This window comes from Methanococcus voltae PS (assembly GCF_024807035.1).
GTDB lineage: Archaea > AGJL01 > Methanococci > Methanococcales > Methanococcaceae > Methanococcus > Methanococcus voltae.
Genome location: NZ_JANUCQ010000004.1, coordinates 1 through 16,406, shown reverse-complemented (window position 1 = coordinate 16,406; position 16,406 = coordinate 1). Strand labels below are relative to the sequence as shown.

General features: G+C 30.4%; 17 protein-coding genes. 7 read left to right on the top strand and 10 right to left on the bottom strand.

Going from position 1 to position 16,406, the window contains the following annotated elements:
* Positions 1-100: 100 nt before the first annotated feature.
* From cmk to M2325_RS07095, 3 genes are all read right to left on the bottom strand, one after another.
* On the bottom strand, positions 101-637 hold the full coding sequence (gene cmk, locus M2325_RS07105) for a (d)CMP kinase (protein ID WP_209590775.1): 537 nt from the start codon (positions 635-637) through the stop codon (positions 101-103).
* Between the two features lie 12 nt (positions 638-649).
* Positions 650-916: a 50S ribosomal protein L34e gene (locus M2325_RS07100; RefSeq protein ID WP_209590776.1), complete on the bottom strand. Its 267-nt coding sequence runs from the start codon at positions 914-916 to the stop codon at positions 650-652.
* A gap of 275 nt (positions 917-1,191) precedes the next feature.
* Positions 1,192-2,337 (bottom strand): hydrogenase large subunit, encoded by a 1,146-nt coding sequence (locus tag M2325_RS07095; protein ID WP_209590777.1) that lies wholly within the window; start codon positions 2,335-2,337, stop codon positions 1,192-1,194.
* Positions 2,338-2,636: 299 nt separating this feature from the next.
* On the opposite strand from M2325_RS07095, the gene M2325_RS07090 reads away from it, so the two are divergent.
* A complete protein-coding gene (locus tag M2325_RS07090) occupies positions 2,637-3,860 on the top strand; it encodes an ABC transporter ATP-binding protein (RefSeq protein WP_259052360.1) in 1,224 nt (407 codons plus the stop codon).
* Positions 3,861-3,881: 21 nt separating this feature from the next.
* Here the strand turns inward: M2325_RS07090 and M2325_RS07085 are convergent, their stop codons facing one another.
* Both M2325_RS07085 and M2325_RS07080 read right to left on the bottom strand, forming a co-directional pair.
* Entirely contained in the window at positions 3,882-4,244 is a 363-nt protein-coding gene (locus M2325_RS07085) for a hypothetical protein (protein WP_259052358.1), read from the bottom strand.
* A 150-nt stretch (positions 4,245-4,394) separates the two neighbouring features.
* On the bottom strand, positions 4,395-4,865 hold the full coding sequence (locus M2325_RS07080) for a deoxyuridine 5'-triphosphate nucleotidohydrolase (RefSeq protein ID WP_209590780.1): 471 nt from the start codon (positions 4,863-4,865) through the stop codon (positions 4,395-4,397).
* A 220-nt stretch (positions 4,866-5,085) separates the two neighbouring features.
* Between M2325_RS07080 and M2325_RS07075 the strand changes: the two genes are divergently transcribed.
* The 5 genes from M2325_RS07075 to M2325_RS07055 all read left to right on the top strand — a co-directional run bounded on the left by M2325_RS07075 (position 5,086) and on the right by M2325_RS07055 (position 10,432).
* Complete coding sequence (locus M2325_RS07075) at positions 5,086-5,691, top strand: flavodoxin family protein (RefSeq protein WP_259052356.1); 606 nt, start codon at positions 5,086-5,088, stop codon at positions 5,689-5,691.
* Between the two features lie 217 nt (positions 5,692-5,908).
* Positions 5,909-6,484: an archaeoflavoprotein AfpA gene (gene afpA, locus M2325_RS07070; RefSeq protein WP_209590782.1), complete on the top strand. Its 576-nt coding sequence runs from the start codon at positions 5,909-5,911 to the stop codon at positions 6,482-6,484.
* Positions 6,485-6,874: 390 nt separating this feature from the next.
* Entirely contained in the window at positions 6,875-7,627 is a 753-nt protein-coding gene (locus M2325_RS07065; RefSeq protein ID WP_209590783.1) for an ABC transporter ATP-binding protein, read from the top strand.
* 26 nt (positions 7,628-7,653) lie between these two features.
* Positions 7,654-8,874: a SufB/SufD family protein gene (locus M2325_RS07060; protein ID WP_209590843.1), complete on the top strand. Its 1,221-nt coding sequence runs from the start codon at positions 7,654-7,656 to the stop codon at positions 8,872-8,874.
* Between the two features lie 376 nt (positions 8,875-9,250).
* A complete protein-coding gene (locus M2325_RS07055; RefSeq protein ID WP_259052504.1) occupies positions 9,251-10,432 on the top strand; it encodes a geranylgeranyl reductase family protein in 1,182 nt (393 codons plus the stop codon).
* A 98-nt stretch (positions 10,433-10,530) separates the two neighbouring features.
* Here the strand turns inward: M2325_RS07055 and pscS are convergent, their stop codons facing one another.
* The 3 genes from pscS to purM form a co-directional block, all read right to left on the bottom strand.
* Positions 10,531-11,730 (bottom strand): O-phospho-L-seryl-tRNA:Cys-tRNA synthase, encoded by a 1,200-nt coding sequence (gene pscS / locus M2325_RS07050; RefSeq protein WP_209590784.1) that lies wholly within the window; start codon positions 11,728-11,730, stop codon positions 10,531-10,533.
* A 126-nt stretch (positions 11,731-11,856) separates the two neighbouring features.
* On the bottom strand, positions 11,857-13,575 hold the full coding sequence (gene pheT, locus M2325_RS07045; protein ID WP_259052354.1) for a phenylalanine--tRNA ligase subunit beta: 1,719 nt from the start codon (positions 13,573-13,575) through the stop codon (positions 11,857-11,859).
* A gap of 106 nt (positions 13,576-13,681) precedes the next feature.
* Entirely contained in the window at positions 13,682-14,737 is a 1,056-nt protein-coding gene (gene purM / locus M2325_RS07040; RefSeq protein ID WP_209590786.1) for a phosphoribosylformylglycinamidine cyclo-ligase, read from the bottom strand.
* Between the two features lie 250 nt (positions 14,738-14,987).
* Between purM and M2325_RS07035 the strand changes: the two genes are divergently transcribed.
* Positions 14,988-15,677, top strand: a complete 690-nt coding sequence (locus tag M2325_RS07035) for a TfuA-like protein (RefSeq protein WP_209590845.1) — start codon at positions 14,988-14,990, stop codon at positions 15,675-15,677.
* 24 nt (positions 15,678-15,701) lie between these two features.
* Here M2325_RS07035 and M2325_RS07030 read toward each other — a convergent pair whose 3' ends face one another.
* Together M2325_RS07030 and M2325_RS07025 are read right to left on the bottom strand one after the other, a co-directional pair.
* Positions 15,702-15,983, bottom strand: coding sequence for a hypothetical protein (locus tag M2325_RS07030; protein WP_209631483.1), 282 nt, complete (start codon positions 15,981-15,983; stop codon positions 15,702-15,704).
* A 30-nt stretch (positions 15,984-16,013) separates the two neighbouring features.
* Entirely contained in the window at positions 16,014-16,187 is a 174-nt protein-coding gene (locus tag M2325_RS07025; protein ID WP_209631482.1) for a hypothetical protein, read from the bottom strand.
* Positions 16,188-16,406 lie beyond the last annotated feature (219 nt).

Here is a 16,406-nt window from a genome sequence, read left to right as displayed (position 1 = left end):
GCCGTTACGCACTTCATTCTTGAAATAGGGAAGTATTTAACTTCATTCCGAACGATAATAAAATTAAAGTAATTAAATTAATTAGATTAACTAACTAAAATTATTGAATTTTATTACCTATTGCAAAATCAATGAGTTTAAATACCCCGTTAATATCCCATTTGGATGATTCGATAATTATATCATAGATTGATAAATCATCAATATTTATGTCGTATATTTCATTATATCGTTTTTTCTCAGAGTTTTCTCTAAGAATCATCTCTTCCATCGCTTTTTCGATGCCTTCATTTTCTCGCAAGCTAATTCTTTTGCATCTAACCATTGGGTCTGCTTTTAACCAGATGCTTAAATCTGCTTTAATATTATTCTTTTCAAGCATCCAACCTGCTAATCTTCCTTCGAGGACTATACTACCCTTTTTAGCACATTCAATCTGCCTACGGTCAATTTCATAATCTACCTTATCATTAGCTTCAGCATATTCGCTGAAATCTTTCAAAGACATATTATTTTCCTTGGCCATATCTCTGAAGATAAAACCTGCACATACGTGGTCTAAGTTATATTTTTCAGAAATTAATTTGGCGATTGTGGTTGTTCCAGTTCCAGGTAATCCTCCAATGGTTATAATCATCATAGCACCTAATTAAAAGTTTCTTGCTTTTTCGACCATGATTTTTTTAACACATGCTGCACATAAATGTCCACCATATACTCTTTCAGGTCTTTTTTCGGTTTTTGCTAATTTTGAGATTTCTGCAATTCTGCCTTTAGGTACACCGTTTAAAACAGCACCGCAAGCAGCGCATTTAGCTGTACCTTGTTTTTTTCTTCTGTAATGAGCAGTATTTCCTTTAGTTACTCTTACACAGGTTTTTTTCATTGAGCCAGATTTATATCTTGGGGCAGGCATATTATTACCTCCACTTGTTTCTTATGTTTCTTCTTATGTTCTATTTAGTGGGATATTCATCCTATCGGTACACAGGGTAATGTAATCATTATTATATGTTACAATAGTTGTACCTATAACTCATTAGTTATATATTTCCAATATAAAAAGGTTTCCACACATTGATGATATAAAAAAGATAAGAATAATTTATAAAATGATAAACTACGAATAAAATAAGAATTAATTATAAATATGCTATCTTAAATAATTAAGAATAAATTAAAAAAATATATTTAAATTTTTTTAGAGTAAGTATTATAGTCTTCTTTTAATATGGATAATCTGTCCGTACAAGTGAAACAAGGGTCACAACTTGCAATAATAAGTTCTGCATCGCTTACGTGGTATCCTTTAACTATTTCTTCCATGGCACCTAAGTTTGTAGCAGTAGGGGTTCTGATACGTGCATGTCTTACTCTACCATCTTTATCAACACCATATGAATAGTATTGTTGACCTCTTTGAGCTTCAGTGTAGCATTCAATCGGTTTAAACTCTTTTACTTCATAGTCGGAGTTGTAAATTTCAGGACTTAAGCTTTTATCGTTTAATAATTCTAAAGCTTGCCTTATTATTTTAACACTTTCGAGAATTTCAAATCCACGAACTGCAATTCTAGATAATACGTCACAATCGTCAAATAGTATTTCGTCAAATTCGTAAGCGTCATACTCTGGAACCCAACCCATTTTACGCATATCAGATTTTATATTACTACCTCTTGCAGTTGGACCTACAGCGTGAAATTTAGCCGCAGTTTTTCTGTCAAGTATGCCCACACCTTTCATTCTTGAAATTAAGAGTGGGTCTTTTAAAACTCTATCAATAATAGCAGTTATATTTTCTTCGTACTCATCTAATTTTAAAAGTATCCTTTTGCTCTGTTCTTCGGTTATATTACAACGAGGTCTAATTCCACCGATTAGCGGGCAAGAATAGTGAACCCTACTTCCAGATATCTCAAAGAATATCTGCATAATAGGCTCTCTTGTCATGAAACATCGCATTGACATTGTTTCATGCCCCAATATTTCAAAAGCGTGACCAAATAATAAATTATGTGAGTGTAATCTCTCTAATTCTTCAACAATAACTCTAATGTGTTGTGCTCTCTCAGGCACGTATATTTTACTTGCAATTTCTGTTAATCTTACAGAACTCCAAAGATGGATATGTGAGCAGATACCACATATTTTCTCGGTTAATATACAAGCTTTTTCTACAGGTAAACCTTCCATTAATCTTTCGATTCCTCTATGGTTAACGCCTATTGATAATTCTGCGTCTTTTACAATCTCATCATCTATAAAAAGTCTTAATCTGTGCGGTTCTAACATTGTAGAGTGTACTGGTCCAATTGCTATTTCTCCTTCATACATATGACTTCACGATTCCTTAATTTTTAAATATTTCTAGTTGATTTTAATTTTAACATTATTCTACATTATTATTCTACATTATTAATCATTAAAATTTAACAAATATGATGTTTCTATTAATATAAATAATAATTGTAAATTTATTTATTTGAATATATCGTCCATATTACATACTTAAGATAACTTTAAAAAAATTAAGATAACTTTAATAAGTAGTAATATTATATTTAATAGTACCTCTATTATTGAAAATTAAAAACTACACTCTAAAAAAGAAAAAATAATTTAAAGGTTATATAATGTTAAAAACGGAAAATTTAACTGTAGGATATGCTAATTCGGAAGTACTAACGGATGTAAATTTAAACGTACATAAAAATGAAATATTGTGTATTATAGGACCTAACGGGGCGGGAAAATCTACACTTTTAAAAACAATTGCAACCTACTTGACGCCAAAAAAAGGAGCAGTATATATAAACAGTTCAAAAATCCACAACTTAAAGCCTTCGCAACTTGCAAAAGAAATGGCGGTAGTTTTAACAGACAGGATTAATCCGGCAAATATGACTGGTTACGATGTAATTTCTATCGGTAGACACCCATACACGGGTTTATTGGGTAGATTAAGCAAAAAAGACAAAGAAATAATAATGCACAGTGCAAAACTTGTGAATGCAACCAAATTACTTGAAAAGAACTTTTTCGAGATGAGTGACGGGGAGCGTCAAAAAATAATGATTGCAAGAGCTCTTGCACAGGAGCCGGAAATATTGATACTTGACGAGCCTACGAGTTTTTTAGACGCTAATCACAAAATAGAACTTACTTTACTACTTAGAAAGTTATCCAAAAAGAATATAGCTATTATAGTTACTTTACACGACATAGAACTTGCCTTAAGAATTGCCGACAAAATGGCACTCGTTAAAGATAATAAAATACTTGCTTACGGTTTCCCAGAGGATATAATGACCACTGAAACTGTAAATTATCTCTATGGATTAACTGAGGCAAATTATAATGAACAAATTGGTTATTTCGAATTAAAAAATAATTATAATCAGGAATTAACTTCAGAAATAAATTTGGAAGTAAATTCGGAAGTAAATTCGGATTTAGGGTTAAACAAAACTGGTTCAGAATTTGATACAAATGATGTATTGCTACCTAAAAAAGTTTTTATAACTTGTGGTGGTGGAACAGGCGCAAAAGCTTTGAGATACTTTAAGAAAAACGGTTATGATATTACAGTAGGTATTTTACACGAAAATGATATTGATTATGCGATATCTAAGACAATGGAAGTAAATATAATTTCTGAAAAATCATTTTCAAATATCTCTGGTGAAACGTTTGAAAATGCCAAAAAACAGTTGTTAAATTGTGATATGTTTGTATATTCTAATTTCCCAGTCGGGGAAATTAATCAAAAAAATAATGAATTAGTTGAATTTGCAAAATCGCAAGATATTAAAATTATAAAATTTGACGGTTCGATAGATTCGTTACAAAATTTATAACAATTTAATCTTATTATTTTATTATTTAAGTGCCTTTTTTTGGAAATCTACCTCAATATAGTATTTTTTCATCCTATATGAGTACAAAACAATTAATAATACTGTAATACCAACAGCAATGGCATATAACATCCAATTATCTCGTATAAACTGTTCTCCGTTGTAATTATCCGGTAAAAAACCCGTAGGGATAGTTACGCCGATTACAAATATTGCCATTAAAAAATAAATTGCTTTGTCTATCTTTCTTAGATTTTTGCTTTTGAGAGCACAATATAACCCATTTAAAATTAACGATATAATGATTAAATAACCAAGTGGCTTATAGAATAGCCATACAATTACCCCTATTATTAGTATTTTTGTAGTATTCGCCAATCCCATAGAAAAACCCCTTTAATTGATATTAAATCCCCTTTTTTTATATTTTATAATTAGATAATGTCATAATAAATTATCTATTTTAATAGAATATAAATTTATCAATTAAAATGGTAAAAAAACTAAAAAAACTAAAAAATAAAATTAAAAGAATTATTTATTTTTATAAATTCCTTCGTAAGTTCCGTTTGAATCTTTTGTAGCAACAAATACGACCTGTGCAATTCTTGCATACTTTTTAATCCTTAATGGATTGATTACGTGCAAAGCATAGGCAGGATATCCGATATATCCTGGGTCGTGAACTGCGGTGTAGAGTGTTGCACCCATTCGAATTAATGTACTTCTAGGATATGCAAAGCCCGCCATATCTTCAGGTATGCTCATTTTATCTGCTACTTTAACAATATAAACACCTGGTTCTAAATCTATGTATTCATCTTTTTCAGAATCGAAAATTTCAACGTATTCTGGTAATACTCTATCGTTATTTGAATAATCTATACAACCAGTACCGTTTAATTTAGAAATAGTGCCTACTTTTAAATCTATACCGCATTGTTGAACTTGTTTTTCGTCTAAATTTTCAAAAAACTCTTTAGAGATGTTTGCGCCCATTATCATGATAATTCCCTTCTTTTAATGTTTATTAATTTATTAGTATTATTATTCTTTTTATTATTCTTTTTATTATTCTTTTTATTTTTTTATATACTATTTATATGTATTTAATACATTATAATTTTTTATTAAACTATTTATTAATCAAATTACAGAATAGTATATAATAATTAAAAATACAATTAAAGTTAATATATCTGTTTATCTATAGCCAGGTGATTTCTTGAAAATTTTAGGTATTAGTGGAAGCCCAAGATTAGAAGGGACTGATTTTGCAGTACAACATGCTTTAACCTATTTGTCTGACAAGTGTAAAACTAACGGAATAGAATGTGAAACTAAATATATAACCGTAGCAAGAAAGGAATTAAATTTCTGTATACATTGCGACCATTGTATAAGAAAAAAACAGGGTTGCGTTCACAAAGACAGTATGCAGGAAGTTTATGAAGCGTTACAATGGGCAGACGGTATAATTATGGGTACCCCTTGCTATAATGGGAATGTATCAGGACAGTTAAAAACAGTAATGGACAGATGCAGAGCTTTATTTGCAATGGAACTTCATGCAATACGTGATAAGTACGGAATGGGTATTTCAGTAGGAGGGGATAGAAATGGAGGTCAGGAAGTGGCTTTAAAAACCATTCATGATTTTTACATCTTAAATGGTGCTTTACCCGTTAGTGGCGGTTCTTTTGGCTCTAATTTAGGGGCTACATTTTGGTCACGTGATTTAGGGCGTGAAGGCGTCGAGAATGATACTGAAGGTGCGAGAGTTTTAAAAAGAACGTTAAATAAATTCTATAATGAATTGAGTAAAAAGTAGTAAATTGATAAAATAATAGAATAATAGAATAATAGGATAATAGAATAATAGAATAATAGAATAATAGAATAATAGAATAATAGAATAATAACATACTAAAACCAAATATAAATTAATTTATAGTATATCATATACCATATAAAATATAAAATAAGAATATTGCATAATTATAAATAAAAATTTTTTAAGATTAATATATTATTAAAAAAGTGATATGATGGTTAGAATTGCATGGGGAATAACCGGTTGTGGCGATAAGATAGAAGATATTGTGAAGACGATGGTTGAGTTAAAGGAGGAATACCCTAGTCTTGAGGTACACGTGTATTACTCTCAAAATGCAAGAATGGTATTAAGCCTCTATAATTTACTTGATTTATTAAAAGAAAACTTTGAAAAAGTACTACCTGAGGCAAATGCAAATGCTCCATTTTTACCAGGTAAATTGCAAACTGGAAAATATGATGCGTTTTTAGTGGCTCCTGTAACTGCAAATTCAACTGCAAAAATAGCCTACGGTATTGCAGACACTTTAATAACGAATTCAGTTGCTCAAGGGGCAAAGGCAAGAGTCCCTATACTTATGTACCCTCCGGATAATAGGCTGGGGGAAATAGATACAATCATACCTGACGGTAGAACAATAAAATTACACCTTAGGGATGTAGACTATAAAAATGTAGCAACAATAAGACAGATGGAAGAAATAGACGTTTTAGATTCTGTAAGTGAAATAAAGCCTGCTTTAAAGGATTTATTTGAAAAATTAGAAAATAAAGATAATGGCGAATAAAAATATCGAATAGTGAATAGTAAAAATAATAAAAATAATAATAAAAAGAATAATAAAAATAATAATAAAAGTAATAAATTCATTTGAGTATATTTATTTACCTATATTATATATTTGAATAAAATCAAATATAAACTAATATATACTATTAGCCATTATTTTTTAATTACATACTCATATATGCATATGTTGTTAATTTAAAGCCACTACTCAAATTCATATAGGTCTATAATTAATAAAATAGATAAGATAAATAAATACAAAAAAAATATTAAGAGTTATGGATTTTATCAAATTATATATTTTATTAAGTTATATATTTTATCAAATTTTATAGATAAAGCCTATTTATAAATAAATCAATAATACCGAATATAAAAAGGTGTTTATATGCTACAAATTGAAGATTTATCGGTTAAAACTGGGGATAAGGTAATTTTAAAAGATATTCATTTATATATCGATAAGGGCGAAAGTCACGTTTTATTTGGCCCTAACGGTGCGGGTAAATCCACACTTTTAAATACCATATTAGGAAACCCAAAATACGAAGTTGTACGTGGTAATATTTACTTTAAAGGTCACGATATAACAGATATGCCAATGTATGAAAGAGCGAAACTTGGAATAGGTATTTCCTACCAATCACCGCCTTCTTTATCCGGTGTAAAATTAAATACATTGCTTGAGTCAATAACCACCAAGGAAATGAACAAAATAAACGAAATGGCAGAAAAGCTAAATATTAAACATTTCTATGATAGGGATGTAAACGTTGGTTTTTCTGGCGGTGAGGTTAAAAGGTCTGAATTATTACAAATATATGCCCAAAACCCTGAATTAATCATGTTTGATGAACCAGATAGTGGTGTAGACGTTGAAAACGTTGAATTATTGGGCGGAATTATAAACCACTTACTCGATAAAGATAAAAAACCAAGTGAACGTAAAAAATCAGGATTAATTATTACACACTTGGGTTACATCTTAAACTTTATGGATGTGGACAAAGCACACGTTTTATATGACGGAGTAATTGCTTGCTCTGGCTCACCTAATGAGATACTTCCTGAAATTATTAAAAATGGTTACGAAAGATGCGTAGCTTGCTCAAGAAATAAAAAATGCGTGGTGGGAAAATGAATCCAAGTCCAGAATTTAGCGAAAAAATGAATCAAAAAATAAAAGAAGCTAAAGTCAAAGCAGAGAAGTTTAAAGACGTTCCCGCACCATTTGGGGAAGATATAGATTTCAATGATTATCCAACACCTGCTCCTACAAATAGGGAAGTTGAATCATTGAAAGAAATCGATGAAGATGAAAAGATAGCACTTTCAAAAGTAGGAATCGATATAAATGAAAAAAGTACATCTGGTTCATACGTTCAAGTTAACAACGAACCGATATACTCAAAAATGTACAAAAATATCGAAATAATGCCTATTACTGAAGCATTTAAAAAGCATGAATTAAGCGAATACTATTGGAATGTAGTAGATATTAAGGATAAATACGCTGCAAGAGTAGAGAATGAATTATCAGAAGGTTATTTCATCTACGCACCAAAAGGCGTAAAAGAAACTATACCTTTACAAACTTGCCTTTTAATTGGTAAGGAAGATGTTTCGCAAAATGTCCACAATATCATTATTGTAGAGGAAGGAGCTGAATTAAACGTGATAACAGGATGTACAACATCTCCTCACGTAAAATCTGGTCTCCACTTAGGTGTTTCAGAATTTTACATTAAAAAAGGCGGTAAATTAACTTATACTATGATACACAATTGGGGCGAAAACGTACACGTTAGACCTAGAACTGGTGTAAAACTAGAAGAAGACGCCGTATTCATTAACAATTACGTTACTACAATGCCTGTTAAATCCATACAAAGCTATCCAACAGCTTATTGTGAAGGAGACAACAGTAAAGCAACTTTCCAAACAATCGTATATGGTAGTGGTAAATCTAAGTACGATATGGGCTCAAGAGTAGTTCTTAACGGAAAAGGTTCTAGTGCGGACATGATTTCAAGAGTTATCGCAGTTGATGAATCAGAAATTGTTTCAAGAGGTCACCTTGTAGGTGCTGAAAAAGAAGTTAAAGGTCACCTTGAATGTAGGGGTTTAATCCTTTCAAAAGAAGGTAGAATATTAGCAGTTCCTGAATTGGAGGCTACTGAAACCGATTTGGATTTATCTCACGAAGCAGCAGTAGGTAAGATTGCAGAGGACCAACTTATTTATTTAATGTCAAGAGGGCTTACAGAGGATGAAGCGACTTCTTTAATTATTAAAGGGTTCCTTAGCGTGGACATTACAGGCTTACCAGAAGAACTCGCCAAAAGTGTTAAGAATATGATGGACATGACACTTGAAAATGCAATGTAAATAACATTTAAATAATTTCTAAATATATAACTTTTTTAATTTTTAATTTTAATTTTAATTTTTTAATTAAGTATTGATAATTATTTTAATACACTAACGTCGATATTGATTTTAGCTTTAATTTTTTATTCACAGGATAATCGATGAATTTTAAGATAGATGATTAGATTTTAAAATTTAAAAGTTTAGCAAATCATTTATAGTTTAGAATAATAATTATTAAAATAAATATTGTAAACGTAATTAACATATGAAATACAATACAAATACAATAAGGATTGAAAAAATGTCAAATTTAGATTATAACCCTGAAAAAAGTAAATTCGAAAATGAAGATACAGCCGAAGATAAGAATGAAGATATAAGTAACTACAACATGGAAAATAGTCAAAAATATGACGTTATTATCGTTGGTGGTGGACCTGCTGGTTTTTTAACTGCAGAAAATATTAAAAAAGATTTAAATGTGCTTGTTATAGAAGAACATCAATCAATTGGCGTGCCCTTACAATGTGCGGGATTATTAAGTAAACAATGTTCAAAAGAACTTGGAAATCCTAACGGTGTAATCAATAAAGTTAATGGTGCAAATATTTTTTGTGAAAATCATAAGGTAACCGTTGGCGATGATGGGCAAACTAGGGCAATGGTCTATGAAAGGAAAGAGATGGACAAAGACATTGCAAAAAGGGCTTTAAAAAATAATAATATAACTTTAATGCTAAAATCGCATGGAAAAATTTTGAATGCCAATTTAGATGCCAATTCTAAGTACAATATCGAAATCAAAAACAATTTAAAAGATGAAAAATACCTATTTTCGCCAGAAATAATTGTAGGAGCCGATGGTGTAAAATCAGGAATTGGTAAATCCTTAAATATGCACAAAAAACGTCAAATAGTAACTGGTGCTCAAATAGAATACACAAACGTGTCTAATATTGATAGTGACTTTGTAAATGTTTTTTACGATAAAAGATATAGTAAAAACTTTTTCACTTGGATAATACCAACTGGAAAAGACCGAGTACGTGTAGGTATGTGCGACACTTCAAATGCGTTACATAAACTAAATAACTTTATAAACACGAATGAGAATGCAAAAGAGATATTAAAAGGTGCCACACCTGTAGAATATAGCATAGGTGCCATACCAATAGGATACAGTAGTAAAAGCGTTTTAAAAAACGTAATGCTAGTTGGCGATGCAGTTAATCAGGTAAAACCACTTAGTGGAGGCGGTCTTTACTTTGGTGCAAAATGTGCAAAATTATGTGCAAAAACCATTAATAATTATAATACCAACCCTAATGCCGATTTGGGCTATTTAAAAGTTTATGATGACCTTTGGAAATCAGAAATCGGAAAAGAAATAAATTACGGTCTAAAAATGAGTTATTTAATGAATAAATTGAATAATAAAAATATTGGTCGAATTTTAAAATATGTAAATGATAAAAATTTAGTGGACTACATAAATGCAAATGGTAAAATGGATGAACCATCGATAATATTAAAAAAAATCGTAGAAGCTTCCTTATTTGGTAAAAAAATATAAAATAAAATATAAAATAAAATATAAAATAAAATATAAAATAAAATATAAAATAAAATATAAAATAAAATATAAAATAAAATATAAAAATAAAATAATTTTTAATTTAATTTATTTTCTTTTTTTCCGTTTTCGATAATTTCTTTGAAGCTATCAACGACATATTTTGTTTGCTCGTCAGTTAAGCCAAAGGTACTCATTTTAAACTCTTTAGTAGCCCCTCTTCTTATACCACCGATACCTCTTCTTTTAAGTTCTTCGTAGAAGAAATAACCTTTCCTCTTGTCGTGTTCAGCAATTTTATCAAGAATAGGAGTTTCAAATTTAATTAAATCATGATTTTTAGGTTTTTCACCGATTTGTTTAAACCCAAAGGTCTCTAATTCATCAATAATCCATCTTGCACGTTTAACTTCTTTGTCCCAGTTGTTAACTCTCTCTATAACGTGTGCAAAGCTCGTCATAAGCGTTAATATGGGAATACCCCTGCTTGTGCAACCTAGCATTTCGAGCTCTTTTACGATATTTTTTTTAGACGTTTTTAGGATTTGTTTACTGTATTCTTCATTTTTATTGCTTATTGATAATAAACCACAAGGTCCAGAGCCAGACATACTTTTATGCCCTGAAATGGCCAAGAAATCAGCGTTTAAGTCTTCTGCATTTACTGGCATTCTACCTGCAGAATAGGCACAATTCAATAAGAATGGGTACCCTTTATCTTTTGCAATCTTCCCAACCTTTTTAGCGTCTGCTACGTTCCCATAATTACCATCAACGTGCGTAAGTAATAGTAAACCAATAGGTTTACCCTCATCTTCCAATATTTCGATTCTTTCCTTGTATTTTTCAGGATTTACTCTGTAAGTGGGGTAATCTTCCACCGGTGCAATATCAATGTTTAATTTTGCACGTTCAGCAGCTACAAAAGATGTATAGTGTGCGTTACCGTCCATAATTACGTAATCGCCCCGATTACATACTGAATTCATTATAACGTACTTACTTTCTCTTGCCCCGTGTGTAGGTCTAGTAATGTCGGCACCGAAGAATTTTGAGGCATCGTCTAAATATTCGTGGATAGGTGGCGTTTCAACCTGGTCTAATCTACCAGCACAGTAGTCACAAACACTATATCCATCCCAATATTCATAAATGACCTTTTTAGACTCGGTTGGTAGAATTCCGCCTCTTTGAATCGGATTTAAGTTAATCATTTCCCTTTCGAGATGTCTTTTAATGTTTTTGTACTTATCAGTATTTATTTCAGTTCCAATCATAGTTTTTTCAGTATTTTCCATTTTAAACCCCGTTAAATTTGATTTTAAAATGATACACATAAGGTAACTAGTTATAAATTATAAAAAGTAGTTTTTTTACTTAAAAAATAATAAAATTAGGTATTTGATTAACAATTAAAATAGTAATTAATTGTCAATTTCAATTTCAAAAGCAGTTATTGGATGTTCTAATTCGAAATTAACAATAACTTGCGGATTAATTTCCCCAAATAACCCCTTGTATTCTCCATTTATTAAAATTTTGGCACATCTACCCTTAATAAATGATGGGTGAACATAATTTTCAATTGCATAATTTTCAAACTGCTCTCTTAAAAGTGCGTCTATTGCACTTCTAATTTCGTTAAAGTTACCATTTGGTTGAATTATTGCACCAGCCACTTTTCTAATGTCTTTACATTTAGTATCGAAGCATTTTTCAGTCTCGTCTGCTTCTTCATCAATGATTACACAATCTCCAATTTCAAAGATTTTTTGAGGTAATTCATTGTGCTTGTTTATTTTAAGTGTTTCCAATAATTGAGGAATAATTGAAGTTCTAATAACGTTATGCTCTATTGAAGCCGGTTTTAAAACCTCAATATACTCTTTACAACCTTCTTCAACGGTACCTACTTCTAAATTCATTTTATCGAATAAAATACCTTTATTTGTAAGTGTTAAGTTCATAACTTCTTGGAATCCTAATCCAATCATCGTATTTTTGATTTCTGTGGATTTAACTTCCAATTCGTTTTTTTGTCCAATTGTATGTACGTTTATTTTAGCACCGTTAAATTTTTCATAACCATAATTAATAGCTATTTCTTCGACGATATCCACTTTTCCCAACATATCGTTTCTGTATGCTGGAATGTAAACTTTAAGTAAGTTATTACCGTCTTTGTTTATTAATTCAGCGTCTAAACCTGCTTTTCTCAAAGCTGAAATAACTTGACCAAAATTTAACTCTAAACCTAATTTTTTATTAATGAACTCTAAATCGATTTCCATTTGTATTGGTTCTAAATTAGGGTATGTTTTTGTATCGACAACCTTTCCATCTTCCTCATAAATTACTTTTACGCTGTAAATGGTTCCCCTTCTTTCAGCAAGGGCAGTTGCTACAATATTCAAGGTATTTTCAACAGCTCCCTTTTCAGTTCCTGTAATATCAATTAAGAGATTTTTCGTGTTTGTTGTAACTTTGGTTAATTCTCCGTTAATTATCGGAGGCATTGACAACACATCACCGTTTTTATCAGTGATTAAAGGGTATTTGCTTTTTATAAGGTGTGCGTATTTTTGACCTTTTTCGTGTTTTTCGATTATTTCAACAGGAGTCATTTCGCCAGCTTCTGCCATTGCCAAAGGTACAAATTTAACTGCATCGCCTTCTACTTCATCATAAGTAAATGGAGCTTCGATTTTATCATAATCATGAACACCAATAGCCAATTTTTTCCTATCTCTACCGATTGCCCAGTGTAACTTTTCTTGAAGGTTGATGATACTTTCTAATATTAAATCATCCACAATTACGTTTTTAACGAGTGCAAAAGCTATGTATGGTCTTTCTTTGTTGCTTTTAACGATTACTTCTATATCACTATCATGTATATCGTATTTGGATAAACCTGTTTGAATACCCATAAAGCCCCTAAAACCTCTCGCAAGACCTTCTATACTTAAATAGTCTGGTCTATTCGGGTTAATTGAAAATTGAACCATCTCTCGTTTATCTTCTTCGAAAATTTCTTCAACTTCAACACCCATCATAGGGAATTTATCTTCGATTAATTTATCAGAAAGTGATAAATTTGCCAAATATTCTAAATCCTTTTTATCAACATTGATTGTAGGCATTTTTATTCACCAAATTTTTAGTTTTCTTTAATTTATTCTTAATTTATTCTTAATTTATTCTTAATTTATTTTTATTTTTTATTTCTTTATTTTATTTTTATCTTACTTATTCCATTATAAATTCGTCTTTTCCGTATTTGACAATAACTGTATCCTTAACAGTTTCACCATTCTCTAAGGTATATTCATCGTCTATTTTACCGATAATTTGAGCAGGTATCAAGTATTGATTTGCCATTTCGATTACTTTTTCAGCATCTTCTTTTGCAACTACTACACAGAAACCTATCCCCATGTTGAATGTTTTAAACATTTCATGCGTATCAACGTTTCCGAGCTCTTGTATTTCTTTAAATACCGGTAATGGTTCCGGTAAATCATTTATTACGTATGTAACATTCTTATTTAGCCTTTTAATCTTTCTAAATCCGCCACCGGTAATATGTGCAAGACCTTTAACGTTTATATCGGATTTAATCATATCCATAACTGGTTTTACATATATTTTTGTAGGTGTGAGCAATTCTTCAGCAACTGTTTTTCCGTGTTTTAATTTTGAGTTAACGTCCAAATTTGCAATATCAAAGAATACTTTTCTTGCAAGTGATAAACCGTTACTGTGAACTCCGCTACTTCTTAAACCAACGATTACATCGCCTTTTTTAGCTTCCTTACCCGTAACTATCTCGTCCTTTTTAACAACTGCTAAAACGGTTCCTGCAAGGTCAACACCGTTTATCATACTTGGTAATGAAGCAGTTTCTCCACCGATTAAGTTTATATTGGATTGTTCCAATCCTTCATTTAATCCTTTACCGATTTGCTTTGCTATATCTTCGGTGATTGTTTCAACTGCCATATAATCGACTAATGCGACCGGTTCAGCACCAATGCAAATAGCATCGTTAACATTCATGGCAATCATGTCTATAGGAACAGTATCAAACTTATTAGCCATCTCTGCGACTACCATTTTACTACCTACTCCGTCAGTGCAGAGTACTAAGTAATAATCGCCAAATTCGATAGCTCCCGCATAGTGACCATCTAAATCAGCTGGTTTTATTGCGTCCGTTCTTTTAAAGTTGATTTGTGAAACTAATGCTTTTATTATTTTGTCTTCGCCGTAAATATCTACGCCTGCGTCTTTGTAAGTAACCAAAATTACACCTCAGGTATTCAAATATAAATATACATATATATACATATTAATTTTATAATAATATTGGTCTATTTAATCTTTTTATATTATTTACTAATAGATTTATCTATTATCTATTTAAACATAGTATTTATAATTTATTTAAATTTAAACGAAATTGCAATATGCACATAAATAAATATATATTGTATAATGATATAAAAGTATAAAAAATAAAATAAAACAAAATAATAGTGATTTTATGGAAAATTTGAAAGTAGCAATATTTTCTAAACTAACTCTAAAAGAAAATGAGATTAAAAATTTATTTGAAAGTCATAAAAAGCTTAAAAACGTAGATTTACATATATACGACCCTATAAAAAGAGGGGATTTACAAAAGCCCGAAATGCTTAATTATGATATAATTGGCATAATAGATGGCTGTTTTTTACAGAATACTGCGGTAGGACACAGGGAAATATTACATATTATACGGAAAGGCATTAAAGTCTATGGTGCAGGCTCTATGGGTGCTTTAAGAGCTTCCGAATTAGACGGTTTTGGAATGGTCGGAGTAGGAAAAGTTTATAACCTCTACAAGTCAGGAACACTATGTGATGATGATGAAGTTGCAGTTACATTTGATAATGTAAAAAGTCAAAATGGATTTGAAATTATACAAGTAACTTTTTCAATGGTTAGCTTTAGGGAATTTATGGCAAATGCACTATCAGATGATGTTATAAACCGGGAAGAGCATGATATATTAATTAAAAGTGCAAAGGAACTCTATTATCCCCTTAGAACCTATGAAACCGTATTTGAGAAATCGCAAATATCCTGGGAAACAACGGAAAACTTGATGAATTATATAAAATCTCAAAAAGATATGAAAATGATTGACGGATTTGAGATGTTAAATCACATGATTAATGATATTTCAAATTTTAAAAAATAAACTAATAAAAATAATATTTAAAAATTAATTTTCTTTTATAGGTACTTTAGAATTACCCTTTATCATAGTTTTAGAGAATGCCAATGTACCAACTGGCCCACATATTAGCAAGAACAATGCCACAGACTGTGCAAAACCTATGTAATATATTTCATTGATAACAATTAAAAATGTAGCTACGATAATAGCTAATAATCCTTCGCCAATTAAAACGTTTGAAGTATTTTTATGAAAGCATAACTTTAAAGAGGAGAATGCTCCTATAACTAAAGTAAACAATGTAAAGTATATTACATATTCATTCATTTAAACCAACTCTTTTATAATTTTGGATTCCTAGGATAGTGATGTATATGCCCAGTATATAAATATCAATGAACCTAAGAAGATTGAAAACCACATCCAAATGTTTAGCAAAAATGCTATTTTATAGTATTTTTCCGCTTTTTCAGGGTCGTTCATAAGTTTTTTTATAGGGTCATTTCCATAGTATTTTTTCCTTTTTAACATAACTATTCACATCATAAATTATAATTATCTATATGAATTCTTAATTTATATAGCTATTGCAAAATCTGATAAAAATACATATAAAATAATATAAAAAAGTAGTAATTGAGTTTACTCAATTACCTTAAATCCTCCGTCAACCCATTCTACAGTTATAGGTTCGTCAGGTAACTCAGTAAGAGTTTCAAAATATTTTAAAGCAGCTTCAGTTCCTAATCT

Coding starts and splice junctions, on each gene's coding strand:
- cmk (WP_209590775.1), bottom strand. CDS start 637: ATGATTATAACCATTGGAGGATTACCTGGAACTGGAACAACCACAATC.
- M2325_RS07100 (WP_209590776.1), bottom strand. CDS start 916: ATGCCTGCCCCAAGATATAAATCTGGCTCAATGAAAAAAACCTGTGTA.
- M2325_RS07095 (WP_209590777.1), bottom strand. CDS start 2,337: ATGTATGAAGGAGAAATAGCAATTGGACCAGTACACTCTACAATGTTA.
- M2325_RS07090 (WP_259052360.1), top strand. CDS start 2,637: ATGTTAAAAACGGAAAATTTAACTGTAGGATATGCTAATTCGGAAGTA.
- M2325_RS07085 (WP_259052358.1), bottom strand. CDS start 4,244: ATGGGATTGGCGAATACTACAAAAATACTAATAATAGGGGTAATTGTA.
- M2325_RS07080 (WP_209590780.1), bottom strand. CDS start 4,865: ATGATAATGGGCGCAAACATCTCTAAAGAGTTTTTTGAAAATTTAGAC.
- afpA (WP_209590782.1), top strand. CDS start 5,909: ATGGTTAGAATTGCATGGGGAATAACCGGTTGTGGCGATAAGATAGAA.
- M2325_RS07065 (WP_209590783.1), top strand. CDS start 6,875: ATGCTACAAATTGAAGATTTATCGGTTAAAACTGGGGATAAGGTAATT.
- M2325_RS07060 (WP_209590843.1), top strand. CDS start 7,654: ATGAATCAAAAAATAAAAGAAGCTAAAGTCAAAGCAGAGAAGTTTAAA.
- M2325_RS07055 (WP_259052504.1), top strand. CDS start 9,251: ATGGAAAATAGTCAAAAATATGACGTTATTATCGTTGGTGGTGGACCT.
- pscS (WP_209590784.1), bottom strand. CDS start 11,730: ATGGAAAATACTGAAAAAACTATGATTGGAACTGAAATAAATACTGAT.
- pheT (WP_259052354.1), bottom strand. CDS start 13,575: ATGCCTACAATCAATGTTGATAAAAAGGATTTAGAATATTTGGCAAAT.
- M2325_RS07030 (WP_209631483.1), bottom strand. CDS start 15,983: ATGAATGAATATGTAATATACTTTACATTGTTTACTTTAGTTATAGGA.
- M2325_RS07025 (WP_209631482.1), bottom strand. CDS start 16,187: ATGTTAAAAAGGAAAAAATACTATGGAAATGACCCTATAAAAAAACTT.